Raw genomic sequence first — 24,973 nt, 5'->3', positions numbered from 1 at the left:
GCCAGCGGCTGGAGACCGACAACTGTCGACAACACTGCCGTCCGGCGACACAATCGTGGGGCTTTTTTAAGCTGACGGCTGTAGCCGAAGCTATGCGAAACGCGAAAATCGTCTGTACGCTCGGACCAGCCTCCAGCGACACGGAGACGATCCGTGCGCTCAACGAGGCCGGGATGTCCGTCGCGCGGCTCAACGCCAGCCACGGAACCACAGATCACCGGGCGACAGTCATCGACCGAGTACGGGAGGTCGACGCCGACAGCGACCGCTCGCTCGCGCTGATGGTCGATCTCAAAGGGCCGGAAGTACGAACTGCCGAGATCGACGGCCACGTCACCCTTGAGGCGGGCTCGAAGGTCGTTTTCGCGCCGGGCGATACCGCGACCCCCGAGCGGGTCGGTCTCTCGGTGTCGATCAAGGGTGTCGGCGAGGGCGACCGGATCCTGCTGGACGACGGCCGGATCGAAGCCACTATCACCGACGTTGACGGCGAGGAAGTCACCGCCGAGATCGCCAACGGCGGCAAGCTCAAAAGCCGGAAGGGCGTCAACATCCCGGGTGTCGATCTCGATATCAACCTGATCACCCCGGGCGACGAACAGGAGCTCAAACTCGCCGCCGACAAGCAGGCCGATTTCGTCGCCGCCAGTTTCGTCCGCGACGGCGAGGATGTGTACGCCATCGCCGACAAACTGGAGGAGTTCGGCGCGGACATCCCCGTTGTCGCCAAGATCGAACGCGCCGGTGCGGTCGAAAACCTCGATTCGATCATCAGCGCGGCCGACGGCGTCATGGTCGCCCGCGGCGATCTCGGCGTCGAGTGCCCGCTTGAGGATATCCCGATGATCCAGAAACGGATCATCAAGAAATGCGTCGACAACGGCGTGCCGGTCATCACGGCGACCGAGATGCTCGACTCGATGATCAACAATCGGCGGCCGACGCGGGCAGAGGCCTCCGACGTTGCCAACGCCGTCCTCGATGGCACCGACGCGGTCATGCTCTCCGGGGAGACCGCCATCGGCGACCACCCGGTTCGGGTTGTCGAAACGATGGCCAACATCGTCAGTCGCGTCGAATCGACCGACGAGTACGCCGAAACCGTTGAACAGCGCGTGCCGGCCGCCAGCGATCGCTCCCGCACCGAGCCGCTGGCGCGGTCGGCCCGCTATCTCGCCCGGGATATCGGCGCGGCCGCGATCGTCGCCGCCAGCGAGTCCGGCTACACCGCCCGCAAGGCCGCGAAGTTCCGCCCACCGGTGCCCGTTGTCGCCACCACGCCGAACCACCGAGTGCGTCGCCAACTCGCTTTGGTGTGGGGCGTCACCCCGCAGTATCACCAGTACGAAGAGGACGCCGACACCATCCTCGAAAGCAGCGTCCAGGCGGCGATCAACGCCGGGGCGGCCCAAAGCGGCGAGACCGTTGTCGCCATCTCCGGGCTGTTCTCGGAGGTCGAAGGGGCCAACACGACCAACATGCTGAAAGTCCACATCGCCGCCGAGAAGGTCGCCAGCGGCAAGTCCATCACCGGCGGCCGGGTCTCGGGGCCGCTGGTTCGGCTGACCGACGGCGACCTTTCGACCCTCCCCGAGGGCGCAATCATCTCGCTTGCGGCCGATTTCGACGGCGAGTTCACCGGCGATGTCACACAGATCGCCGGCATCATCGACGGCCGCGGCGGACTCACCGGCTACCCCGCGGTCGTTGCCCGCGAGTTGGGGATTCCGATGATTAGCGACGCAACCGTTCCGGACTCGATCGACGACGGCGAGACGATCAGCATCGACGCCGAGCGTGGCATCGTCTTTGATGGCGACGTTCTGCGGTCGACACCGCGCTAACATCGTCGGCGTTTCTGTCTCGATTTCTGTCGTGGCTCTTCCTGAAGACAGCGAATCAATGGTATCTATATCGAAATGGAGAGATCGATTTGTGCGAGATACAGAGTAGTCACCACGACGGAGATGTTTGTTCCGCGCCGAGATACATGAATTAGCCGCTCAGTAGGTGTGCGTATCATCGGCCGAAATTCTTTCAATGACGGCTATGAGCCTGAACTATGGAACGGAAACGAGTCTCGTCCGGAACCGAATGGGAGTCGAAAGTCGGGTACTCTCGGGCCGTTCAAATGGGCTCGCAAGTACACGTTTCTGGGACGACGGCGACTAGCGATGATGGTGATATCGTTGGCAAAGACGACGCGTACAAACAGACCAAAAAAGCACTCCAGAACATCGAAGATGCCCTTCGAGAGACTGATGGATCACTTGAGGACGTGGTCAGAACTCGACTGTTCGTCACCGATATAGATGAGTGGGAGGCAATCGGTGAGGCCCACGGTGAAATGTTTCGTGACATTCGCCCAGCCACCAGCATGGTAGAGGTGAATCGCCTCATCGATCCGCAGTTACTCGTTGAGATCGAGGCGGTTGCGATTATCCCAGAGTAAGCCCCTCTCCTGCACTGAGCGATACGCGCATTCCATCTTGCACGCCAACCAGTGCCACTATCGCCACGCTGGTCCTTGCTTCGTTCTCTCGTTCTCAGCGACCACTCTCCTAGCGCGGCGGAGACGAGGGCTTATTATTCCGGCCCCCGATGTCCCGCTATGGCCGATTCCGCCGACAGCGATGTCGACGCGACAGACGACACCGACAGCGAGTGGCGGTACAGCATCGACGACGTTGGCCCCGAGGTCGCCGATGTGGTCGACGAGACGGCGACGATCGAACCGGAGTCGATCTCCCTGGAGCATGCCACCTTCGTCGCCCTCGGGGTGCTGTTGACCGTTGGCGTCGTCGTGACCGGGCTGTGACCGGTTTCGACCCTTGGGGTGGTACGGCAGCGCGGTGACGGTGTTCAAGGGTTAACTTTGTTGAACACGTATTGGTGATATGGTTGTCCTGCTCACGGAGTTCATCAGCCCGGAGGCGATACCGTTGCTGTTGGTGACCGCCGGACTGTTGCTCTCGCTGGCGGAAGCCCTCGCCCCGGGTGCGAACTTCGTCGTTGTCGGGATCGGGCTGCTTGGGGCCGGGCTCGTCGGACTCCTGTTTCCGTTTCTCGGCCCCTTCGCGCTCGGGCTGTTTGTGCTGTTGTTCGGCATCCTCGCCTTCTACGTCTACCACGAGTTCGATCTCTACGGCGGGAAAGGTCAGGCCCAGACCAGCGACTCCGAAACGCTACAGGGGATGACCGGCCGGGTCACCGAGGCGGTCACCCCGGCCGGCGGCGAGGTGAAACTCCAGGGCGGCGGTTTCAACCCCTTCTACTCCGCGCGATCGATGGAAGGCGAGATCCCTGAGGGCAGCGATGTGATGGTGATCGATCCCGGCGGCGGCAACGTCGTCACCGTCGAATCCCTAGAGACGATTGAGGACGACATCGACCGCCAGCTGGCGGCAGGCCGAGAGGAGGCCCAAGATGAGTCTGCGGCCGCCGAGTTCGCCGAGCAACACGCTGATAGCGTTGCTAGCGACACCGACGATGAGATCGACGGTGATGCCGACGAGACTGACCGCGACACCGAGCGCGATGTCGAATACGAACGGTAGCCGACGGCTGAAATAGGGCCACGAAGCCAACGCTTATTGGTGTCTCATACCAACGTGATGTCATGGATCCACTCGTCCTCCAGCTGCAGTTGACGACGCTCGCCGTCGGGCTGTTGTTCCTGACAGTCGTCGCCGTGACGATCTGGCAGACCGTCGAGATCGTCGACGCCTACGAGAAAGAGGCGCTGACGGTCTTCGGCGAGTACCGCAAGCTGCTCGAACCGGGGTTCAACATCATCCCGCCGTTCGTTTCTCGGACGTACGCCTTCGACATGCGTACCCAGACGCTGGACGTGCCGCGACAGGAGGCGATCACCCGTGACAACTCGCCGGTCACAGCCGACGCGGTCGTCTACATCAAGGTGATGGACGCCAAGAAGGCGTTCCTCGAAGTGGATAACTACAAGAAGGCCGTCTCCAACCTCGCCCAGACGACGCTGCGGGCCGTGCTGGGCGATATGGAACTGGACGACACGCTCAACAAGCGACAGGAAATAAACAGCAAAATCCGCAAAGAGCTCGACGAACCCACCGACGAGTGGGGGATTCGCGTCGAGAGCGTCGAGGTGCGTGAGGTCAACCCCTCGAAGGATGTCCAGCAAGCGATGGAGCAACAGACCTCCGCCGAGCGTCGCCGCCGTGCGATGATCCTCGAAGCCCAAGGTGAACGCCGGAGTGCGGTCGAGACCGCCGAGGGTGACAAACAGAGCGACATCATCCGCGCCCAAGGTGAAAAACAAAGCCAGATCCTCGAAGCCCAGGGTGATGCGATTTCGACCGTCCTGCGCGCCAAGTCCGCCGAAGCGATGGGCGAACGCGCGATCATCGAACGCGGGATGGAATCGCTCGAACGCATCGGCCAAGGCGAGTCCTCGACGTTCATCCTGCCGCAGGAACTCACCTCGCTGGTCGGCCGCTACGGCAAACAGCTCACCGGCAGCGATATCCAGGAGAGCGAGGGGCTCGAAGGCAAGGAGTTCGACGCCGAGACGCGCAAGATGCTCGGCCTTGACGATATCGACGAGATCCTCGGCGAGATCGATCAGGCCGCCGAGATGGATATCGAACAGCTCGAACAAGAGGCCGAGCAGATCAAATCCGGCGAAACGGATATCGCCGGCGGCGAAGCCGATGTCGGCGAGCCCGACATCCCCGAGCCCGATATCGACGAGGCTGACGTTGACGACGAAGAACTCGTCACCGACAAAGAGACGGAGTAACGGCCCTGCCGCCGCCTCATGTCAACGCTTTCTATTTCCGAGCCGACGACACGCCGTGAGGCGGTTCGGTTCTATCTGCTCGATCACCGGACACCGGGCGGGAAGGCCATCGATATCGCGCTGTTGGTGCTCAATCTGCTTTTCGTCGCGCTGTTCGTTATCGAGACCTATCCACTCTCCTCGACGACGGAAACGTGGCTCTGGCGCGTCGAGATCGGCCTTGCCGCCGTCTTCGCCGCCGAGTATGGCCTGCGGCTCTATGGCGCGCGGAATCGACTCGGCGAGGCAACCGACCCCTACACCGTGGTCGATCTCGTCTCGATCCTGCCGACGTTCGCGGTGATCGTCTTGCCACAGTTCGTTGCCGTCGAGGTCGCGTTTCTCCGCGCGCTGCGCGTGTTGCGCGTCCTCCGGTTTTATCGGTTCACCCGCGACAGGGAGTTCTTCTTCGGCCGCGTCGACGGCCACACCCTCCGTGTCGCCGAACTCCTGTTGACGCTGGTCGTGTTGTTGGTCGCCGCCGCCGGCATGTTCTACAGCGTCGAATACGGCCAAAACCCTGCTGTCAACACCTTTGGGGACGCCTTTTACTACACGGTCGTCGCGCTGACGACCGTCGGCTTCGGCGACATCACGCCCGTCACGACCGCCGGGCGGCTGGTCACCGTCGGCTCGATCCTCGCCGGGATCGTCGTGATCCCGTGGCAGGCCAGTCGGATCGTCCGCGAGTGGGCCACACGTGATCAAGTCGAGGTGACCTGTCCGAACTGTGGGCTCCGCCGCCACGACCGCGACGCCTCTCACTGCAAGGCCTGCGGGCACGTCATCTATCAGGAGTACGAATCGTCCGAATAGGCGCGCGACCGTTCAAACCGCTCTGGATACAACCGCTTCGCCAGCAGTTCGATCCCGTCGATCAGTTTCGGACTCGGCTGATTCAGCAGCGAGTCGTCGACGACGTGAACCTCGGAGTTCAGCGACCAGCCGCGATCAGCAAACCGGTCAGCCGACACGTCGTCGCCGGTGCCACAGATGTGCAACACGGCATGATCGGGATCGGCGTCGACGACGGTTTCGCGGTCGACCTCTCGTGAGCGGTCGCCGGGATCGACGAACGGGTAGCGGCCGCCCGCGGCTTCGACAGCGTCAGGCACCCAGTTGCCGGCAGCCATCGGTGGATCAGACCACTCCTCACAGTAGACGACCGGACGGTCGTCGCTGGCGATTTCCCCGTCGTCGATACCGACTTCCTCAGCGACGGCGTCGAGTCGGTGGCGACTCTCAGCGACCAACGCCTCGCCAGCGTCGTCGACGCCAGCAGCGTCGGCCAGCGACTGGAACCCTGCCAACACCTCATCCAGCCGGCTCGGTTCGTGATGGTGGACACGGTAGCCGCGCTCTTGCAGTTCATCGCGGATCTCCCGCTGGAGGCCATCGCTGGTGCAGACAAGATCCGGCGACAGCTCGTCGACCGTCTCGTAGTCAGGATTCAGCCAGCCGCCGACCGTGGGGCGGTCGAGCCCACAGTGGGCGGTGACACCGACCACGCGGTCGGCGACGCCGAGGGCGTCGAGGGTGGCTGTCGCGCTTGGAGCCAGCGAGACGATCCGCGGCTGTTCCATACCGTTTCTGGGGTCGGTGCTCTCAAAACGCTCCCGCTTTGCGACCCGCTGACAGCCGTCGGACTCGTATTGTATCTTTGATACCAAACTATCAGGGTCATTCACCCAAATTCGGCCGGTAGCGGTGCTGTCGCAAAACAATACCACACTGCTTAAGTATCGGTCTGTCGTTGTGTAGGAGACGATAGCTCCCCCGTACGTTATCTCATAGGGGGCACCCTGACAATGAGTGATCAAACCTTTACCAAGACGACCGACCGATCGCCCTCCAGAGAACGACAGCGTGGCACCGAGTCGACAACGGAAAGCGAGGAGGAACACGCCGGCCTCCAGTGTCCCGAATGCAGCGGCAACGTCATCACCGACGACGAACACGGCGAAACCGTCTGTGACGACTGCGGGCTCGTGATCACCGAGGATTCCGTCGATCGCGGCCCCGAGTGGCGCGCGTTTGACAGTGCCGAAAAAGACCAGAAATCCCGTGTCGGCGCGCCGACGACGAACACGATGCACGACAAGGGGCTGTCGACCAACATCGACTGGCGGAACAAGGACGCCTACGGCCGCTCGCTGGGCGCGCGGCAACGCCAGAAGATGCAGCGGCTCCGCAAATGGAACGAGCGGTTCCGTACCCGTGACTCCAAGGAACGTAACCTCAAACAGGCGCTCGGTGAGATCGACCGGATGGCATCGGCGGTCGGCCTGCCTGACAACGTCCGGGAGACGGCATCGGTCATCTACCGGCGCGCGCTCGACGAGGATCTGCTGCCGGGTCGCTCCATCGAGGGTGTCTCCACGTCGTGTGTGTACGCCGCCGCCCGGATGGCCGGCGTCCCGCGCAGCCTCGATGAGATCGCTGATGTGTCCCGGGTCGAGAAAAGCGAGATCGCCCGCACCTACCGCTACGTGGTTCGGGAACTTTCCCTTGAAGTCCGTCCTGCTGATCCCGAGCAGTACGTTCCCCGCTTTGCCTCCTCGCTGGAGCTCTCCGAGGAATCGGAGATGCGCGCCAAACAGCTGCTGAAAAACGCCAAGGAACAGGGTGTCCACAGCGGTAAATCGCCGGTCGGGCTGGCTGCTGCCGCGGTGTATGCGGCCGCGCTGTTGACGAACGAAAAGACGACCCAAGCCGCAGTCTCGGAGGTCGCCGACATCTCCGAGGTCACGATCCGCAACCGGTACCACGAGCTGCTGGAAGCCGAAGAGGAGATGCTGGTCTAAGCGCGGTTGCCTGGCTACCGGGTCGGGCCGTCGGGCCGCGGTGTCAGATACGCTTTTTCGAGGTAGTTGCCGATGCTGTCGACGAGTTCGGGATCGTCGCTCCAAAATCCGTAAAACGAGTTTGGAGCCTGTTCGGTCGCCAGTAGTGCTGTTTTGTAGCTGTCGTCGCCGTCACCATCGAAGATGACGAACCACGAGCGTTCGATCTCCTCGGCTGTCTCGGCGTGGTGGGTTACCCCGTCGATATCGACGGGCTCGCCCGGCACGGCGAAGGTGTGAACATCGATCGACTGGCCCGCCAACCGGCTGTATCGGTCGCCCTGATCGCTGAGCTTCTCCGGCTGCTGGAAGCCGGCGAGGAGCCGGCCGCCGTTGACCCGGAGCGCGCGATCCTCGATCTCATGGGAGATGGTCACCATCTCGGCTTTGTCGGAGGAGGTAAATGTTGTCTCCTTGAGGTGTTGGAGAATCTCGTGGTAGTCGGTGTCGTCGATGCCGACACCGGTCTCACGGAGGCCACCGCCGTCGAGCAGGTCGGTGAGCTGGGCGGTCGGCACCGAGGCCAACACCTCGCCGTCGAGGCGAAGCACGGCCACCCCGCCGGGTTCGCCGGAGGCCGTCTGTTTTCCCCGGACGGTGACGTTTTGGGTCGAAAAATACTCCGTGAGATCGGCGACCAGTGTGCTGTCGGGAGCCGGATTGAAGACGACAAGCGTCTTCTCTTTCCCTCGGACGTACTCGATGAACTCCGACAGCGTCATATCTGTTTGTGGGTTGTTCACAAATAAATAGGTTGCCCGTGGACGTTTCGATTATCTATCACGTCATACACTATCGGCTCACACAGCTCTCGTGTGTTCAGTCCTAATGCTTATTATGACATCACGTGTTTGGTAACATATGTCGCACCCATTCGATCAGACCTCGGAGGCCGGGCAACGGGGAGCTGATACCAAACCGACGGAGCGGTCGTCGGATGCGATACAGTGGCGGGACATCGCACGGGAGTCGCCCCCCACCGAGACGACCACCGCCGAGCCATCGGGGTCGGTCGCCGGACGCATCCGGGCACAGTCGGGTGAATCGCTGCGGATCGAAACCGACGCGGTCACCGTCACGCTGGTCGGGGTGCCGGGGGTCAGACTTGACGACCTCATCTACGCCCACCAGCAGCCCTCGGCCGCCGACGAGGGGATCACACGCTACTGCGCGCTGTTCGATATCGAAAACACGAGCGACAGCCCGATCCACTGGCTGAGCCGGAAGACGACGTTTATCGGCAGCGATGGCTACACCTACGATCGCGCCCACGTTGCCCTCGATTCGGCACAGCTCGCGCCGGGCTGTCACACCAACCACGTCCAGATCGAGCCGCGGTGTCGCGCGCGTGTCATCACGCCGGTCGAAGAGCTTCCTGACGGTGTCACCGTTTCAGCTGTACTCCATACGGTCGCCGTCAGCGGCGGCTCGAACCACCGGTTCAGATTCTCGCTGTAGGGTCGCTGTCGTCGATGGCGTTTCTGTGGGCGAGAAGGCTGGATCAGTCCACCGGCTCGCCCTCGGCGGCGTCGACCCCGGTGATCTCAAAACGCGCGCCGCCGTCCTCGCCGTCGGTGACCGCGATCTCCCAGCCGTGGGCCGCGACGATCTCCGAGACGATGTTGAGTCCGAAGCCGGTTCCCTCGCGGTTTGTCGTGTAGCCGGATTCAAACACGTCCTCTCGCGTATCGGCCGGAATACCGGGGCCGTCATCTTCGACATAGAACCCGCTGTCGTCGAGCTCCCCGACCCGGATCGTCACATCGCTTCCCCCGTGTTCGATCGCGTTCCGAAACAGATTTTCCAATAGTTGTTGGAGCCGATCGGGGTCGGCCTCGACGGTGGGATCGTCGTCGACGACGAGCGTGGCCGCCTTCTGGTCGACCATCGCCCAGCAGCTCTCGACGATCGCCGCCAGCGAAACGGGTTCGGGCTCGTCGATCTCCTGGCCTTCCCGCGCCAACACGAGCAGGTCGTCGATCAGCAACTCCATGCGGGCGAGCGTCCGGCTGAGTGTGTCCGCCGCGTTGCTGAGTGTCCCCATCGTCTCCGCGTTCAGTGAGGTGTACTCCCCGTCGTCGGTTTCGGCCGCGGCGATCAGCTCTGCGATGATCTCGCTGTTTCCCTGGGCGACGTTCAGGGGGTTTCGGAGATCATGCGAGACCATGCCGGTGAACTGTTCGAGCCGTTCGTTTTGGGCCTCAAGCTCCCGGCGGTAGCGTTCCTGGGCGGTCACATCTGTCAACACCAGTAGCCTGCCGAGTTGGACGCGGCTCGCGCTGAAGGGGTTTGTCGTCGATTGGAAATACCGTGTTTCGCCGTCGATCTCCAGTTCGATCACCGCCTCGGTGTCGGGACACTGTGAGAGCGTCGGCACCACGGCGGCAAGCTCCTCGCCCAGCCCGTCTTCGAGAGCCGGAAACAGCTCGGCGGCCCGGCGGTTGTAATCTCTGATCTCGTCGCTGTCGCCGAGGACGACAACCGGGCTGTCGTACTGGCCGGCCAGCTGGATCGTCTCGAAGCGGTCGGTGTAGACGAACAACACGCCGACCGCGAAGGCCGCGACACCGAGCGCGGAGTAGGACATATCGATAACACTCGGGCTGACCGATCCGAGGATATCGAGGGCGACCGGTAGGGCTGTCAGCCCGACGAGGCCGACGAACGGCCGGGTGTCGTAATCGACCTGTGCGAACAGCTCGAATAGCATGAAGATGCCGACCGTCGCCAGCGAGTAGGCCAGCCCCATCGCCAGCCAGTGCAGCGTGCCGTGATCGATCATCAGGTGGGTAAACGGCGTTGTCGCCGGCGTTGCCGTGAAATACAGCCCGTGGATCGGGTTGGTGATCTTGATCGCAACGATCAGCAGATAGACGGCGATGGCGATCCGCTGGTAGGTCGGGTTGTTGTGCAGCGATCGGCCGGTGTAGGCCGAACAGAAGTAGAGCCACGGCCCGACTGTCGAGAGGCCGACGACGAGGCCAGCAATATAAAACCCGTACTGGAGACTCGGTGTCGGCGCGGCGAGATAGCCAAGCTGGAGGGCGGCCCACACGCCGCTGACCGCGACAAGCGCGACCAGCCCATTGCGGGTGTCATCGGCCGCGTTGATCGCTCGCGCCCGCGGGATAGCAGCGAAACAGACGACGGCGGCGAGGCCGAACGCGAGCACGTACGCCCAAAACGTGGGGGTCGGAAGCCCCGAACCGGTCAGCACGCTCCCGGCTGCCCCGAGCAACTGAATCATCAAGATAGCATATCAGTGGTGGACAGCGAAAATAAGCATAGCGATCACCGCCGCACCGCTAGCGGGGTCGGGGATGTCGGTCGTTAGCTGCCGCGCTGCTCGTCGAGCCACTCGTTGTACTCGGCTTGGTCGACGACCTCAACGGTGAAGTACATCTGTGAGTGAGCGACCCCGCAGTACTCCGAGCAGTAGCCCTGATAGGTGCCCGTCTCACTGGCGTTCGTCTTGATGTAGTTCGTCTGATCCGGGATAGCGTCGGATTTCATCCCCAACTCCGGGACGTGGAAGCCATGGATCACATCCCGGGAGCTCACGTTGACGTAGATATCCTGGTTTGCCGGCACGACGACCGTCGGGCCTTGTCCGGCCCCGCTGACCGTCACGTTTTCGCCGGGATAGCTCATATCCCAGCCCCACTGGTAGGCTTGGGCCTGGATCAGCACATCGTTTTCCTCGGGGGCGACCTCCTCCTCGCCGCCGGTGAACTCGACGTTTTCGTCGGCCATCACACCGTAAGAAGCCACACCGACAAACAGGAGGATAACCGCCGTGGCGATCGTCCAGGTGATCTCAAGCCGGCGGTTCTCCTTGGTCGGCTTCGGATCGTCGTTACCCTTGAACTTGATGACGGCATACAGCAGAATCCCTTCGACCAGCAGCGTGATCGGCACCCCAATGATCAGCAGTTCCTGATTGAGGCCGTTGATCAGCTCCGCCGAGGTCGATTGGGCAGCAACCGGGTCGGCCAGCAACGTCACCAGCATGGCCGTAACCGCCGATGCCGCCGCGAGACGCCTTGCGTTCATCGTTATCCGACGTAGGGCTGGATCGCCTAAATACCTGCTGACTCCGGGCGTTGGTGACCGCCGCTCGCCGCGGATGCCGCCGGGAGACAGGGGTGTATATTTCCGTGACACAGCAGTCGACGACGACGACCGCGACCGCCGCCGGGGCACCTGAATCCGGACGCATATATACGTCGATACCCAACCCTGTTACAGTGAGTTTCAGCGTTCGGAACCCGGATCGGATTCCGCTGCTCCTGGCGGCGACGACGATGGGCGTCTATCTGCTCCTCGTCGTCGGCGTGGCGACGGCGTTGACAGACGCCGCCGCGGCCTGTACGGCGTGGCCGGCCTGTGGAACCGGCTGGTCGCTACCGACGACCACCGACGGCTGGATCGCCTTCGGCCACCGCCTTGTCGCCGTCGTCGTCGGAGCCGGCGTTATCGCGTCGGCGATCACGGTACTGCGAACCGGTAGCCGTCGCCGCGTCAAACTCGCGGTCGCCGTCGCCCTGCTTGTCTACCCCGCCCAGGCCGGTCTCGGTGCGGTCGTGGCAACGACCGGCGGCACCGACGTTACCTCCGCGATCCATCTGCTGGCCGGTGTGACGATCTTCGGCAGCCTGCTGGCCGCCCTCACGTGGTGGCTGGAGGCCGAAACCGGCGATCCCGATGATGTGCCGACCGGGATGCCGGAGCCCGCCGAGCCGCTGGATCCCGACACCCGACCCCCGGTGCCGACCGAGCCGACCGAACGGATGAAAGCGACGCTGTTTGCGTACTTCCGGCTGATGAAGCCGCGGCTGATGTGGCTGCTCTGTCTGGTCGCCGCGGCGGCGATGGCTCTGGCCGGCGGGCCGGGGCTGACGCCCGCCACGGTCGGGGCGACGCTTGCCGGCGGCGCGCTGGCGATCGGTGCCTCGGGGACGTTCAACCACATCCTCGAACGCGACGTGGATCGCCGGATGGCCCGCACCAGCGACCGGCCGCTGGCGACGGATCTGGTGCCGCTCCGCAACGCCGTCGCCTTCGGGCTGCTGTTGACCGTCCTGTCGGTGGGGCTCTTTGCGACGGTCAACCTTCTGGCGGCCGCCCTCGGGGTCGTCGCTATCCTGTTTTACAGCGTGATCTACACGCTGATCCTCAAACCAAATACGGTACAAAACACGGTGCTTGGCGGTGCCGCCGGCGCGCTGCCCGCGCTGATCGGCTGGGCGGCGGTCACCGGCTCGATCGGGGTTGGTGGCCTGCTGCTTGCGGCGTTTATCTTCTGGTGGACGCCGGCGCACTTCTACAGTCTCGCCTTGGCCTACAAGGACGACTACGAGCGCGGCGGGTTCCCGATGTTGCCGGTTGTCCACGGCGAGACGACGACCCGGCGACACATCCTGTGGTATTTCGGCGCGACGCTGGTCACCGCCGCCGCGCTGGCCGCAACCGACACACTCAGCTGGCTGTATATCGCTGTCGCCGTCGGCCTCGGCGCGCTGTTCCTCTGGTTTGTGATCCGCCTCCACTATGAGCAGACCGAGGCGGCAGCGTTCCGCTCCTTCCACGCCTCAAACGCCTATCTCGGCACCGTCCTGCTGGCCATCGTCGTCGAGGGCTTGGTGCTGTAGCCGATGGCTGAGCCGACCGGCGGGCTCTCGATCCCTGTGCCGACCGGTCGCCGGCTCTACTGGGCGTTGTTTCTGAACAGCCAACTGCTGGCCGCTGTTTTCTATGTACTCCTAACGGCCGCCAGCTTCGCCTCGATTCGCCTCGTTGCCTACGCCGCCCTCTGGCTCAACGTGAGCGTGTGGGTCGTCGTCAACAGCCGCCCGACGGCGACGGTCGCCGATCGGGTTCGTCGCCGCGCGCTGGCGGTCGCCGGCGGCTACTTCGCGCTGCTGGCGGTCGCCGGCGGGCTCGTCACCGTCGGGATCGGCGAGGCGGCGACCGGGCTGCGGATCGCCCCGCTGCCGCCGGGGTATGGGCCAGCCCTGCTGTACAGCGGCGAGTGGATCACGATCACGCTGATGCCGAACTATCTCGTTGGCTATGCCGCCCTCGCGTATCTGGTCTATGTGACCGTCATCGATGCGGCCGGCTCGGCGGCCGCCGGGCTGATCGGGTTGTTTTCCTGTGTCTCCTGTTCGTGGCCGATTCTCGCCTCGGTTGTGTCGGCGATCACCGGCGGTGGCTCGCTGCTTGTCACCTCGGCGTTGCAGGTCTCCTACGGCCTGTCGACAGCCGTGTTTCTGTTGACCGCTGGCCTGCTTTACTGGCGGCCGACTGTGTTGCCGTGGCTGCAGCGATGGCGATCGGCGTGAGCGAGCCCTGTTGCTCGCCGGTCGACGTCGACGCAGGTGTCGAAATCGGGTTTCCCCCACGGTTGCGCGGCCGCCGACCAGCTTTCGTGTGCGAAATAGTTTTGATGTGTGGTGTCGAACGCCCGATAATGGATTCCGAGCGTGAGCGAACGATCCTCATCGTCGAGGACGAACAATCCCTCGCCGCACTGCACGCCCATCACCTGCAGGATGACTACGAGGCGCGGGTGGCGTTCACCGGCGGCGAGGCGTTGGTTGAACTTACCTCGGATATCGATCTTGTCCTGCTCGATCGTCGGATGCCGGGGATGTCGGGTGACGAGCTGCTTGAGCATATCGACGACTGGGAATCCGACTGTCAGGTGATCATGGTGACCGCTGTCGACCCGGATCTCGACATCATCGATATGCCGCTTGCTGGCTATCTTACCAAACCTGTCTCCAAGGAGGAGCTGCTGACCGCCGTCGAGCAGGCATTCCTCATCGACGACTACGAGGAGTTAGTCTCCGAATACTACGAGACCCGCAAGAAGTACGCCACGCTGACCGCGGAGTTCTCCCCGACCGAGATCGACGACGAGCGGTTCGACGAGCTCGAAGGGCGGATCGACGAGCTGGAAACCGAGATGAACGAGATCCTTGAGCAGTTCCCCGACAACGAGCTTCGGGACGCCTTCCGCGGGATCCACGAAAGCGAGTAGCCGACGACTCGTTGTTCCAATAGTATCCGACAGCTTTCGCAACCCCATCCCACAGCTTTTGCAGTCGCCGTTCGTCTCACCCGTATGTCGACGATCGAGATCGAATACTGCGTTCCGTGTGGCTTTCTTGACCGCGCACTCACCGTCGAAGAGGCGATCTGTCGGCAGTTTGCCGACCAGCTTGAGCGCGTCTCGCTGGTGATGGGCGACCACGGCGTCTTTGTCGTCCGTGTCGACGACGAGATCGTCTTCGACAAAGCCGACGACGATTTCGATGTCGACGATATCGTTCGTCAGGTTCGCTCCCACGTCGCTGCCCGCTAATTACCTCACTACTCACCTGGGTAGCAGATCCGCTTAGTGGCCCCACCGCACGCCGTCCTCGTTGAACCGGGCGTCGGTGATGCGGTCGTGTTGGTCGTCGGTGATCGACACCTCAGCGGCAGCGACGTTTTCCTCCAGTTGGTCGACCGTCCGCGCACCGATGATCGGCACGCAGGTGAACGCATCCTGATCCATCAGCCAGCGCAGCGAGACCTGGGCTGGTGTGGCGTCGACCTCGTCGGCGACCGCCCGAATTTCGTCGAGTACCTTCCAGCCGCGCTCGGAGAGATAAAACCGCTCGAAGCGGTCGTCGAAGCTGGCCCGCGAGCCGTCAGGTGCCTCAACAGCGGTCGGATCGTCGGGATCTGCGCGGGTGTATTTCCCGGTGAGGAAGCCGCCGGCCAGCGGCGAGTACGGACAGACGGCGAGATCTTGATCGGCTGCCACCGAGAGGTAGTCTTCCACGTCTTTGTAGTAGCCCGCGTGGAACAGCGGCTGGACAACATCGAACCGCTGGTAGTCGTTGAGATCGGCTTTCCAGAGGGCCTTCGTGAGCTGCCAGGCCGCCATCGTCGACGCGCCGAGGTAGTTCACCCGGCCGTCCTCGACGAGCCCGGTCAGTGCTGACAGCGTCTCCTCGATCGGGGTATCCTCGTCCCAGCGGTGAATGTAGTAGAGGTCGAGGTAATCTGTCCCAAGATTGTCAAGGGTCTTGTCGATCTGATTGCGGATGTGTGTCCGCGAGAGCCCCGAGCCGTTGGGGTTGTCTTCATCGTACTCGAAGTACACCTTCGAGGTAAGGACGTACTTTTCGCGGTCGCGGTTTTGGAGCCAACTCCCGATGTAGGATTCGCTAGTGCCGTTGGGGTCGCCGTAGATGTTCGCGCTATCGATAAAATTGCCGCCGTGGTCGGCGAAGGCATCCAGCAGTTCGTGGGCGTCGTCCTCGTCGGTTTCCAGTACGTCGTTGGTTCGGCGGCCAAACCGCCAGGTGCCGAAACAAAGTTCAGAGACGCGCGTTCCCGTCGCGCCGAGCTGTCGATAGTTCATTGTGTTCGATACTCTATGATGGTCTGAGTAAAATATACCTACATAGTTTCAACCTATTATCCTATTTTGATATTTGAGATTACAGAAAATGAAATATAATGAGTAGAATACACATTCTATACGAAATTACTTTTTACGAACAAAAATTCTCATTTTGAATCAAATAGCCCTGTGGAGAAACAATTCGGGTTCTGAAACGATATTGGGTCAACAAACTGAATATCCTAATCGGTGCCTACTTGTTTGAACAAACTCTTTGAAATTCATTAAAAATAACAATAGATAGATAAAATACCACAGGCGTTTATACTAACTCAGTTATTGTGACTTAGCTGAATCAAAATGGTACACAAGATAGACAACCCTCAACCTGGATCGAATCAAACTGGAACTGAACAACCCATCTCGCCACCAGATTTGAATGGGTTTCATGCGGATGATTTGTCTGCCTCTTCGCCTACTCAGGAAGGGCTTTCACCGAATGGTGTTGATTCCGCGCTTTCGGATATCAAATCCTCCCTCATCGACGAGCTCTTTGATGTCCTCTCAAACCGCCGTCGTCGACACGTCGTCTATTTCCTCAAACATATGACCCAACCAGTCGAAATCGGAACGCTGGCAACCCAGATTGCCGCATGGGAGACCGACAAACCAATGGCTGAGGTCACGCGTGCTGAACGGAAGCGGGTTTACACCTCACTACAACAGGTTCATCTCCCCAAAATGGATAATGTAGGACTCATCCGGTTTGAGAAACCATCCAGCCTGATTGAACCTACCCCACTGTTGGCTGATGTTGATCTTGACTCCGGATCTCCCGACGGTGGTGAACGACCATGGCATCAGTACTACGCTCTGCTCTCGCTTACGTCGATTGGAGTGGTCGGTACAGCCACAGCCAACATTTGGCCAATACGGTTGGTTCCGATGACTGCTTGGTTTGGTACCGTTGTCAGTCTCTTCTTTATACTGGCGTGTATCCACGCATACAAAACCGAAGTCGATCTCGATACGCTGGTCTCAATCAACCGATCGTTATTCAGTGCTCACGAATAACCGATCGCATCCATTTGCCGTTCTCCGTGAGATTCTGTTTTGTCCAGTTACCGTCCTCAACCGCCTCTGTCCAGATTCCGGATGCGCGCCAATCATCTGAGTAACTCCAAAACGCCCAACTAATATTGTTATCTCGCAGCACCCGCAGAAATTTTCGGGTGCTTTCGATATCCGTTTCTCCCTCACCGCTCGCCTCGGTCGTTCCGCATTCAGTGACGAAGATCGGCAGAGCATCGGCTGCGGTATCGAGTTGCTCGCGTTCCCACCGTCCGTGGGTCGCCGCGTAGAAATGATATGCGTACAGTATGTTGTCGCCGTCGACAGGGTTATCAATGATTTCCTGCGGTCCTGCCGAGCCGATGTCCGCGAAACCAAGCGAAGACCACCCGCGTGTCCCGACGACGATCGGGCTTTCAGGATCGTGGTTCCGGATTACGGGGATGACCGTCTCAGCGTACTGTTTAATCGATTCCCAGCCTACGTCGTTCGGTTCGTTGCAGATCTCGAAGATGATGTTGTCTTTCTCGGCGTGTTCCGCGGCGACCGCGTCGAAAAATGTTTTTGCGTTCTCCAGATTTTGGAGTGGATCTCCTGGATCAAGGATATGAAAGTCGATTATCGCGTACATTTCTCGGTCGGTGATCGCCTCGACAATCCGGTTCACCTCAGCTGTAAATCCTTCTGGATCCGTCTTATATCCGCCTTCCTGCACATACATTGCAACCCGACAGAGATCTGCGTTCCAGTCGTTCCTTAGAGCATCAAGTGCCTCAGGGGTGAGAAACTCTTCCCAACCGAACCACTGTATCCCATGGGTACTCATCCCACCGAGCTGAACCGGTGTTCCATCTTCATTGCACAGTTCTGTATCGATGACCTGTAGTTGTCCGTGTGTTTCAACCGGTGTTTGTGACATATCACCATTTTCTTGCTCGGATGGTTTTTGACTGTCGACCGTTCGAATCTGTTTCCACGGCCCTGATGTGTCGACCGCCGGCGACTCGTTTTCATTCCACCAGCTTGATTCCCAGATAGCATCCTGATAGATGACCCGAGTCCCGGCTCGATAGATTCCATCCGGGCTCCAGCGTGGGTAGTTTTCGGTCTCGGCAAGCTTCCCGATCCGGTTCCAAACAGCCACTGTGTCACTTGGCCTTTCTCCTTGCGTGTACCACTCCGCTTGCCATTCGTAGCCGTTGTATCTGACCTGATCTCCGTTCCTGTATACCGCATCCGGTGCCCACGTTTCGATCTCTTCGTCCGCGCCGACCGTGCCTATTGTTGCTAGCCCACCTGCAACCCCCCCGAGCCCGTGAAGTATGGCACGCCTCTTTTTGCCCATAACTAATTATATAAACCGAAATAAGTAAACGTTTGGCCAAAAATTCTATTCAAGGTATCTAAATTATGAGTGTGTATACAAAAATAAATCAAACTTGGGTCACCAAAATAAAAACAAATAGGTAGAATACGTAAAATAAGCGGATAAATCAAAAATAATAGATGTGTATAAAATTCAAACATTCATAATATGTGTACTACAACGGCCACTGTACGTGCGCTCAGGTACTGTCTGAATTATTGAAGCCACTTCATTCGACACGGTACAGTTGAAAAATCGCCTTTTCGCTTCTCTTTCTCGGCCAATAAGTGGTGATAGCACCATGTGTCCTCTTTTCGGCGATCTCACAACTGAGTATGTGGGCATATACTCGCTTCCGTGCAGTACTCCCCATTCACTGCTATAGTTTGTTCATATACTAAACTATAAATCCAGAAATAGAGTTAATTCTAAACTTAATTTTTCATTTCAGGGCACATCTTATTAGATTATGGCGGATTTTGATTAATTCTTGTATTTCATAACTATACCCCACTCTCTCATTGGCATTTGCCGAAGTATGTCAGAAAAACAAGGTTCAACAGGAACGATCATGATGGATTGGTGGGGCTGTCTCACCGACACACCCCTCTCCCAGAGATCGTTACCTGTCCGCAGTTACCTGGACAGACACAGCCATATTACAGCGACGACCGAGAGCAGATCGCAGCTCCAACCCACATCGCACATAGGGGGTCGCCGATGTTGAGCGCGATCACCCCGGTTACCGTTCTCACCGCTGTTGCGGTCTTCTACGGGATCGCGTGGCTGGTGATGAATCTCTACAACTATTACCCCGTTGCGCGGGCGGGCGTTGAACGAGTTGTCACCGGTGAGCCAAACACTGAGGTTTCCTTCGTCGGAACCGATTCCATCGATTTCTCTGAGGCGGTCACATACCCGGAGATCGATGTGTTTGTTCCGGCTTACGACGAGGCCGACGTGATCCATCAGTCGATCAAATCGATCAGGAACACGGCGTACCCACAAGAGAAGCTCTCACTGACGGTTCTGCTTGAACCGGACGATGATGCGACGATTGCCCGCGTGAAAGAGCTTGCCACCGAGATCGAGCTTGATCTGGTTGTTGTACCTGAGGAGTACCCAGGCAGTCCAAACAAGCCACGGGCACTCAATTACGGGTTTGAACAGACTGATGGCGATATCGTTGGCATCGTCGACGCAGAAAACGTTGTCAGCGAGAACCTCTTTGATCGCGTGTCGAAGGCCATCGTCGCCGAGCAGTGTGACTACGTTCAGGGGATGGTCGACATGGTCAACGAGGAGGATGGCTGGAAGAATCTCCTCTTCCGTGCGGAATACGGCTACTGGTACCGATTTATCCTCCCGGCGTTCAAGCGACTCGGCTTTCCGATCCCCCTCAGCGGGACGACGTGTTTCTTCCGCCGGGATATCTTGGAATCGATCTCTGATAAGCGGACTGCACGGAAAGGCGATCCGTGGGATCCGGATGATGCGTCGTGGCTCTCTGAGCACGGGCTTTCAGGGATCACGCCGTGGGATCCGACCAACGTTACCGAGGATTTCGAACTCGGACTACAACTATGGTGTACCGATTCCCGGTTCGGCATCATCGATTCGGTCACGAAAGAGGAATCACCTCGGACACTCGAAAACTGGCTGAAACAGCGCACCCGCTGGCAGAAAGGCAAGGTCTTCACCTTCCTCGATTTCTTCAAACATAGGGCCGGTGAGTCGCCCCGGCAGCGCGGGCACCTGCTGTGGCAATCGTTCCTCCCGCATGCCGGCCCGCTGAACGTCACTGGTTTGTTGTTGCTCATTGGTGTGGGGAGCGCGTTGGGGTTCGTCCCGTCGAACGCAATCGTCAACGCGATCCTCTGGTTTGGCCTCATATTCCTGTTTGTCAGCGTAGCGTCATTTGCAGTCGGATACTGGCTTACATCTCGAAAGCCACCGATACACAAGCTGTCACGGGCCCTGTTTGTCGCCGCCACAGCGCCGGCCTACTGGGTACTACAGTGGGCTGCAGACATTCGAGCGTTCAAACAGCTCGCTGTCGGTGACCTCGGATGGGAGAAAACCGTCCACGAAAGAAGTGGACAGTTGGAGTCATTAAAACAGAACCCCGAGGAGACCGACTCCCTTGCTAGCTCGGTTCGTGCAAAAGCGACACAACATCTGTGGTTGTGGCCGATCCTCCTGTTAGCATTCCTGCTTCGTCTCCCGCGCCTCAATCGGAGCATGTGGCTCGACGAAGTGTATTCAGTTACCGAACGAGGTTCAATGGGCTTCCTTGAGATTATCACAACGATCGCTGATCCTCATCCGCCGCTGTACTATCTCGCATTGCACACCTGGATGCTCTTGTTCGGGAAGTCACCGCTTGCCGCTCGGTCGCTGTCGCTCCTGTTTGGAATCGCGTCGATCGCCGGAGTCTATCTGCTTGGGTACGAACTGTATAACCGGCGAACCGGGCTCATCGCCGCGTTGCTGGTGAGCCTCTCGACGTTTCACATCCAGTATTCCCAGACCGCACGGATGTACTCGATGTTGTTTTTCTTCGGCGTGATGTCTATCCTGTTTTACACGCGCTGTCTGCGTGACCACAGTCTTGACAACCGGTTCGGCTACGTGTTCACGACTCTGTGTATGCTGCTGACCCATCCGTACGGCTCGTTCGTTTTGTTGGGTCAAATGTTCCACCTTAGCGTGTGGCTGGTCAAAACTAAAGACCGACAGCGTGTCAAGCGATGGCTCGGTACGGAGACACTGGCGGTCGGTCCGTTCGTCCCGTGGCTCGGGCTTGTGGCTTTCGAGCGGTACCTAATCGGGAGTAAAGCCGAGACACGCTGGTTGTCGACGGCCGGACTCGAGGATCTGAGAAACGTTGCCTTCGCTTACATTGGAATCCCAGTTAATTATCCAACGATCAATATTACGTCCTTCACCGCGATCATCGCTCAGGTATCCGTTATATCTATTTTTGGTGTCCTGTTGTGGCAAATCTATAGTGAGTGGCAGTCGGATCAAGACGTTCGCCCTGCCTTGTTGTCTGGGATACTTCTCGTTGCACTCGTGGGGGTTCCGTTTTTGATCTCTGCGACCGTGTTCCCGTTTTTCGATATCCGGTATGTTATTGTTGGCCTCGCTCCAATATTCCTCCTCGTTGCCAAATCAATTAGTGATATCGACGCTTCGTCTATTCGGGTTGCCGCTCTGGCCGTGGTTCTCTTCTCGGCAGTGTTGATGCTTCCGGTGTTTTACGGAGCCGATCATGCGGAAGACTGGGATGAAGCGGCGTCAGTTGTCGAAAACGAAGGTGACGATACGCTCGTTGTGATGGTTCCGGAATTCACAAAGAACGCCACGGACTACCATCTCAGTTCGAACTCTTCTGTCGATACAATCCGATATAACTCAGATCTAGAAAGTGAAGATCCGATTTCGATCTATCATCCTCAGAGTCTCGAAAACCGCATCGATAGCCATGATCCAGACAACCTCTGGGCGATTGTACGGACGCGCGGTCCCGGTCGGGATGAGCTACAGTGGTCAATGCCGGAGGGGTACGAGCCGGTTAATAACGAATCCATCGGTCGACTCGAGCTGATCGAGTACGACCCGACTCCAACCGATGGTAATGCCACGGAGGTGGCCCCATGACCGAGCGTACACTTGGGATCGTGATCCCGGCCTACCAGCCCGATATTGAGCTACTTGATCGATATATCGAACAGATCAACAACCGTCTCGATCCAGCGACAATCTTGGTTGAACTTGATGCACCGGAACCTGAGACCGCACTGGCACTACGCTCGCTTCCGGTGACTGTTGAGACGGTGTCGCACCGCCGTGGAAAGGGAACAGCGATCACCGCCGGTTTCGAAACGCTGGAAACCGATCTCTATATGTTTGCGGACGCCGACGGTTCAACACCGGTCGATTCGCTGGCCGATATCGTTGAACCGGTTCGGCAGCACCGAGCCGCACTTGCGGTCGGCTCGCGCCGACACCCTGATGCCGAGATCGAAGATGAGCAATCGAGGCTTCGACAGTTCCTCGGAGATGGCTTCAGCTGGCTGGCTGGCTCGTTGTTGCCGGTCACCCTGCATGACTACCAGTGTGGGGCGAAGGCAATCGATGCCCACGCGTGGAATCAGGTTCATGAGCATCTCTATGAGCCGGGCTTTGCGTGGGATGTCGAACTGATCGCAATGGTCGGTGCGCTTGATTTGTCGATCACTGAGGTTCCAGTCCAGTGGGAGGATCGCCCCGGATCAACTGTTGATCCCGTTGCTGATGCGGCACGAATGTTCCGTGCATTGCTGACCTCCCGACACCGTGCGAAACAGCTTACCGATGAACGGTTTCATTCCGTGATCGCTGCTCGAACGACACAGCCGACGCCGCTGATCGAGGAGGTGAGCGAGCTATGACCGTCCGTCAACGACTCACCAGGTGGCTGCCGGAACGAGTGCAACCACTGGTTTCGGGCGCGCAGTTCGGTCAGTTTGTTTCGGTCGGTGCTATCGGTGCTGTCGCCGACACGCTCGTACTGGCAGCCGCGACACTGTTGGTTGGTGTCTCAGAGTTGTGGGGAAAAGCTGCTGGCATTGAGGTTGCTGTTGTTCTGATGTTCCTCCTCAACGAGCGATGGACGTTTACAAGCTACGGGAGCAACGGCTGGCGACCGCTGCTCGCCCGACTTGGCAAATCCCATCTTGTTCGATCCGGCGGTGTCGCCATTCAACTCGCTTTCTTCTGGGCACTGACCGGCCCGTATGCTATTCAGGTTGCGATCGGCGGGCTAGATGTTTGGTTCCTTCTTGCCAGTCTTGTCTCGATCGGTATTGCCACCGTGATCAACTACGTATTTGAGGGGCTGTTTACCTGGGATATCGATGGCACCACTTCGACGGCAAACGAGAAGCCGAGCTCAGCAGACTAATCATGATCTCACAAACAACCACATTCCGTGACCTCGCCGGTATTTATCTCCGGGGGCTCTGTATGGGTGCCGCTGATGCTGTTCCAGGTGTTTCCGGTGGAACGATCGCCCTCATTACCGGAATTTATCAGCGATTGATCAGTGCCCTCACTGCTATCGATCCTCGTCGACTTCGTCGTATCGTCTCCGGCTTCCGCTCGGAACAACGATCCGATGCTGTTGCCGCACTCCGAGAGATCGATATCGGATTCCTCATTGCGCTTGGCGCAGGGGTGGGTACTGCTGTTGTTACAATCCTCCGCGTGTTGACCGTGCTGCTTTCGAGTGCTCCTGTGGCAACCTATGGCTTCTTTTTTGGCCTGATCGCTGCATCGGCTTTCGTGCTCTACAGTGAGATCTCGCTTTCGACGCGTGGAGAAAAAACTGCCGCGATAACAGGTGTACTGATCGCGTTCAGTCTTTCGGGATACGCAGCGACAGTCACCCAACCGACGCTTCCGCTCGTATTTGTGGCCGGAGCAGTTGCGATCAGCGCGATGGTGCTACCGGGTGTTTCCGGATCGCTTCTATTGATCATGCTTGGGCAGTACGAATACCTGTCACGCACACTCACGGCGTTCACTGACGCGCTTGGTGCGATTGTCACCGGACAGCGTGCTGTCCTCGTCGAGCCGGGTGTCCCGATCACCGTCTTTCTAAGCGGTGGCGTTGTTGGACTTGTTACCGTTGCACACACCATTCGCTGGGCACTTGATTCCTATCGTGAGGCGACGACTGCGTTCCTGATCAGCCTCATCGTCGGCGCGCTTCGTGCCCCGATCGAACAGACAGAGCTTGCGCTTGGCGGCAGTGTTCAGTGGTGGACACCTACCATTGGTGGATTGTTTGTTGGCTCTGCAGTTGTCGGTGCTGTGGTCGTCATCGCTATCGACCAGCTGGCTGGTGGTGTTACATCACCACAGCCGTCGTCAACCGTCTCGTCGTAACAGCCGTCGGCTACCCGTGCCGACTGTGTCCGGCGACAGCACCGTTTTTTCCTATCGGTTACGTCTCGCCGGCCAAATACGCCGTTCTCGTTTGCATATCCGAGTACAGATCCGCAACGAGGTGTGTATACACTGTCACCGCTATCCCGAACGCCCAGTATCGGTGCAGCGGCCAGATCCCAGCCACGAGCACACCCCCGATGAGCAGATGACTCAGCAACCGCTGATCGCGCCACAGATCGCCCCAATCGAATATCGAGGTTTGGCCCCGTAGTAGCAACGAGGGCTCTTGTAGACACCGTCGGACATTCTTCCAATCGCCACGATTGAGGCGTGCGACAAGGAAATGATCGGCGTCAATTCCGACACCGACAACAACCATGGCAACCCAGAGTGCGATCCTGTGTCCGGATGGCGCGCCGACAGCGACGGGAAGTGCCACTATCGCTGAGACTATGGCGTGGTTTCGGGAATACATCGATTGTATTGCCGTTTGTCACGTCCTGGCTGCTAATACGCTCCTCGGTTTCGGCCGGATCTAC

General features: G+C 59.4%; 23 protein-coding genes. 17 read left to right on the top strand and 6 right to left on the bottom strand.

Annotated features, from left to right (window positions below; genetic code table 11):
- The first annotated feature begins 92 nt into the window (after positions 1-92).
- From pyk to EWF95_RS03910, 6 genes are all read left to right on the top strand, one after another.
- Positions 93-1,844 (top strand): pyruvate kinase, encoded by a 1,752-nt coding sequence (gene pyk / locus EWF95_RS03935; RefSeq protein ID WP_142442753.1) that lies wholly within the window; start codon positions 93-95, stop codon positions 1,842-1,844.
- Positions 1,845-2,062: 218 nt separating this feature from the next.
- Positions 2,063-2,452 carry a RidA family protein gene (locus EWF95_RS03930; protein ID WP_142442752.1) on the top strand — a complete coding sequence of 130 codons (390 nt, stop codon included), beginning with the start codon at positions 2,063-2,065 and terminating at the stop codon, positions 2,450-2,452.
- A 159-nt stretch (positions 2,453-2,611) separates the two neighbouring features.
- Positions 2,612-2,818 (top strand): DUF7312 domain-containing protein, encoded by a 207-nt coding sequence (locus EWF95_RS03925; protein WP_142442751.1) that lies wholly within the window; start codon positions 2,612-2,614, stop codon positions 2,816-2,818.
- A 79-nt stretch (positions 2,819-2,897) separates the two neighbouring features.
- On the top strand, positions 2,898-3,557 hold the full coding sequence (locus EWF95_RS03920; protein ID WP_142442750.1) for an NfeD family protein: 660 nt from the start codon (positions 2,898-2,900) through the stop codon (positions 3,555-3,557).
- Between the two features lie 62 nt (positions 3,558-3,619).
- Positions 3,620-4,777, top strand: a complete 1,158-nt coding sequence (locus EWF95_RS03915) for an SPFH domain-containing protein (protein WP_142442749.1) — start codon at positions 3,620-3,622, stop codon at positions 4,775-4,777.
- An 18-nt stretch (positions 4,778-4,795) separates the two neighbouring features.
- Complete coding sequence (locus EWF95_RS03910; protein ID WP_142442748.1) at positions 4,796-5,632, top strand: ion transporter; 837 nt, start codon at positions 4,796-4,798, stop codon at positions 5,630-5,632.
- Here the strand turns inward: EWF95_RS03910 and EWF95_RS03905 are convergent.
- On the bottom strand, positions 5,608-6,399 hold the full coding sequence (locus tag EWF95_RS03905) for a cobalamin-binding protein (RefSeq protein WP_142442747.1): 792 nt from the start codon (positions 6,397-6,399) through the stop codon (positions 5,608-5,610). The two genes, EWF95_RS03910 and EWF95_RS03905, sit on opposite strands and share 25 nt — an antisense overlap.
- 225 nt (positions 6,400-6,624) lie before the next feature.
- Between EWF95_RS03905 and EWF95_RS03900 the strand changes: the two genes are divergently transcribed.
- Positions 6,625-7,620 carry a transcription initiation factor IIB gene (locus EWF95_RS03900; RefSeq protein WP_142442746.1) on the top strand — a complete coding sequence of 332 codons (996 nt, stop codon included), beginning with the start codon at positions 6,625-6,627 and terminating at the stop codon, positions 7,618-7,620.
- A 14-nt stretch (positions 7,621-7,634) separates the two neighbouring features.
- On the opposite strand, the gene EWF95_RS03895 is transcribed toward EWF95_RS03900, so the two are convergent.
- Positions 7,635-8,381, bottom strand: a complete 747-nt coding sequence (locus EWF95_RS03895; RefSeq protein ID WP_142442745.1) for a DICT sensory domain-containing protein — start codon at positions 8,379-8,381, stop codon at positions 7,635-7,637.
- Between the two features lie 139 nt (positions 8,382-8,520).
- Between EWF95_RS03895 and EWF95_RS03890 the strand changes: the two genes are divergently transcribed.
- On the top strand, positions 8,521-9,117 hold the full coding sequence (locus tag EWF95_RS03890; protein WP_142442744.1) for a hypothetical protein: 597 nt from the start codon (positions 8,521-8,523) through the stop codon (positions 9,115-9,117).
- Positions 9,118-9,160: 43 nt separating this feature from the next.
- Here the strand turns inward: EWF95_RS03890 and EWF95_RS03885 are convergent, their stop codons facing one another.
- Positions 9,161-10,906 (bottom strand): sensor histidine kinase, encoded by a 1,746-nt coding sequence (locus EWF95_RS03885; protein ID WP_142442743.1) that lies wholly within the window; start codon positions 10,904-10,906, stop codon positions 9,161-9,163.
- Positions 10,907-10,989: 83 nt separating this feature from the next.
- The gene (gene coxB / locus EWF95_RS03880; protein WP_142442742.1) at positions 10,990-11,712 is read right to left on the bottom strand and encodes a cytochrome c oxidase subunit II; all 723 of its coding nucleotides are present in this window, start codon (positions 11,710-11,712) and stop codon (positions 10,990-10,992) included.
- Positions 11,713-11,963: 251 nt separating this feature from the next.
- Between coxB and EWF95_RS03875 the strand changes: the two genes are divergently transcribed.
- The 4 genes from EWF95_RS03875 to EWF95_RS03860 all read left to right on the top strand — a co-directional run bounded on the left by EWF95_RS03875 (position 11,964) and on the right by EWF95_RS03860 (position 15,028).
- Positions 11,964-13,310 carry a heme o synthase gene (locus tag EWF95_RS03875; RefSeq protein WP_142443143.1) on the top strand — a complete coding sequence of 449 codons (1,347 nt, stop codon included), beginning with the start codon at positions 11,964-11,966 and terminating at the stop codon, positions 13,308-13,310.
- Between the two features lie 3 nt (positions 13,311-13,313).
- The gene (locus EWF95_RS03870; protein WP_142442741.1) at positions 13,314-14,003 is read left to right on the top strand and encodes a DUF7546 family protein; all 690 of its coding nucleotides are present in this window, start codon (positions 13,314-13,316) and stop codon (positions 14,001-14,003) included.
- A gap of 128 nt (positions 14,004-14,131) precedes the next feature.
- Positions 14,132-14,704, top strand: a complete 573-nt coding sequence (locus EWF95_RS03865; RefSeq protein ID WP_185911690.1) for a response regulator — start codon at positions 14,132-14,134, stop codon at positions 14,702-14,704.
- 84 nt (positions 14,705-14,788) lie between these two features.
- Positions 14,789-15,028 (top strand): SelT/SelW/SelH family protein, encoded by a 240-nt coding sequence (locus EWF95_RS03860; protein WP_142442739.1) that lies wholly within the window; start codon positions 14,789-14,791, stop codon positions 15,026-15,028.
- 33 nt (positions 15,029-15,061) lie between these two features.
- Here the strand turns inward: EWF95_RS03860 and EWF95_RS03855 are convergent, their stop codons facing one another.
- Positions 15,062-16,078 carry an aldo/keto reductase gene (locus EWF95_RS03855; RefSeq protein WP_142442738.1) on the bottom strand — a complete coding sequence of 339 codons (1,017 nt, stop codon included), beginning with the start codon at positions 16,076-16,078 and terminating at the stop codon, positions 15,062-15,064.
- 342 nt (positions 16,079-16,420) lie between these two features.
- Between EWF95_RS03855 and EWF95_RS03850 the strand changes: the two genes are divergently transcribed.
- Complete coding sequence (locus tag EWF95_RS03850) at positions 16,421-17,134, top strand: DUF7344 domain-containing protein (RefSeq protein ID WP_142442737.1); 714 nt, start codon at positions 16,421-16,423, stop codon at positions 17,132-17,134.
- On the opposite strand, the gene EWF95_RS03845 is transcribed toward EWF95_RS03850, so the two are convergent.
- Entirely contained in the window at positions 17,118-18,476 is a 1,359-nt protein-coding gene (locus tag EWF95_RS03845; RefSeq protein ID WP_142442736.1) for a cellulase family glycosylhydrolase, read from the bottom strand. The genes EWF95_RS03850 and EWF95_RS03845 overlap by 17 nt on opposite strands.
- A gap of 741 nt (positions 18,477-19,217) precedes the next feature.
- Here EWF95_RS03845 and EWF95_RS03840 point away from each other — a divergent pair.
- The 4 genes from EWF95_RS03840 to EWF95_RS03825 all read left to right on the top strand — a co-directional run bounded on the left by EWF95_RS03840 (position 19,218) and on the right by EWF95_RS03825 (position 24,431).
- Positions 19,218-22,160: a glycosyltransferase gene (locus EWF95_RS03840; RefSeq protein ID WP_185911689.1), complete on the top strand. Its 2,943-nt coding sequence runs from the start codon at positions 19,218-19,220 to the stop codon at positions 22,158-22,160.
- Positions 22,157-22,933, top strand: coding sequence for a glycosyltransferase (locus tag EWF95_RS03835; protein ID WP_142442734.1), 777 nt, complete (start codon positions 22,157-22,159; stop codon positions 22,931-22,933). The genes EWF95_RS03840 and EWF95_RS03835 overlap by 4 nt, the downstream gene beginning before the upstream one ends.
- Positions 22,930-23,445 (top strand): GtrA family protein, encoded by a 516-nt coding sequence (locus EWF95_RS03830; protein ID WP_142442733.1) that lies wholly within the window; start codon positions 22,930-22,932, stop codon positions 23,443-23,445. Before EWF95_RS03835 ends, EWF95_RS03830 begins: the two co-directional genes overlap by 4 nt.
- A gap of 62 nt (positions 23,446-23,507) precedes the next feature.
- Positions 23,508-24,431: a DUF368 domain-containing protein gene (locus EWF95_RS03825; RefSeq protein ID WP_185911688.1), complete on the top strand. Its 924-nt coding sequence runs from the start codon at positions 23,508-23,510 to the stop codon at positions 24,429-24,431.
- Positions 24,432-24,973: the final 542 nt, after the last annotated feature.

Source organism: Halonotius roseus (genome assembly GCF_006861655.1).
GTDB lineage: Archaea > Halobacteriota > Halobacteria > Halobacteriales > Haloferacaceae > Halonotius > Halonotius roseus.
This window is presented reverse-complemented; position numbering and strand designations above follow the sequence as displayed.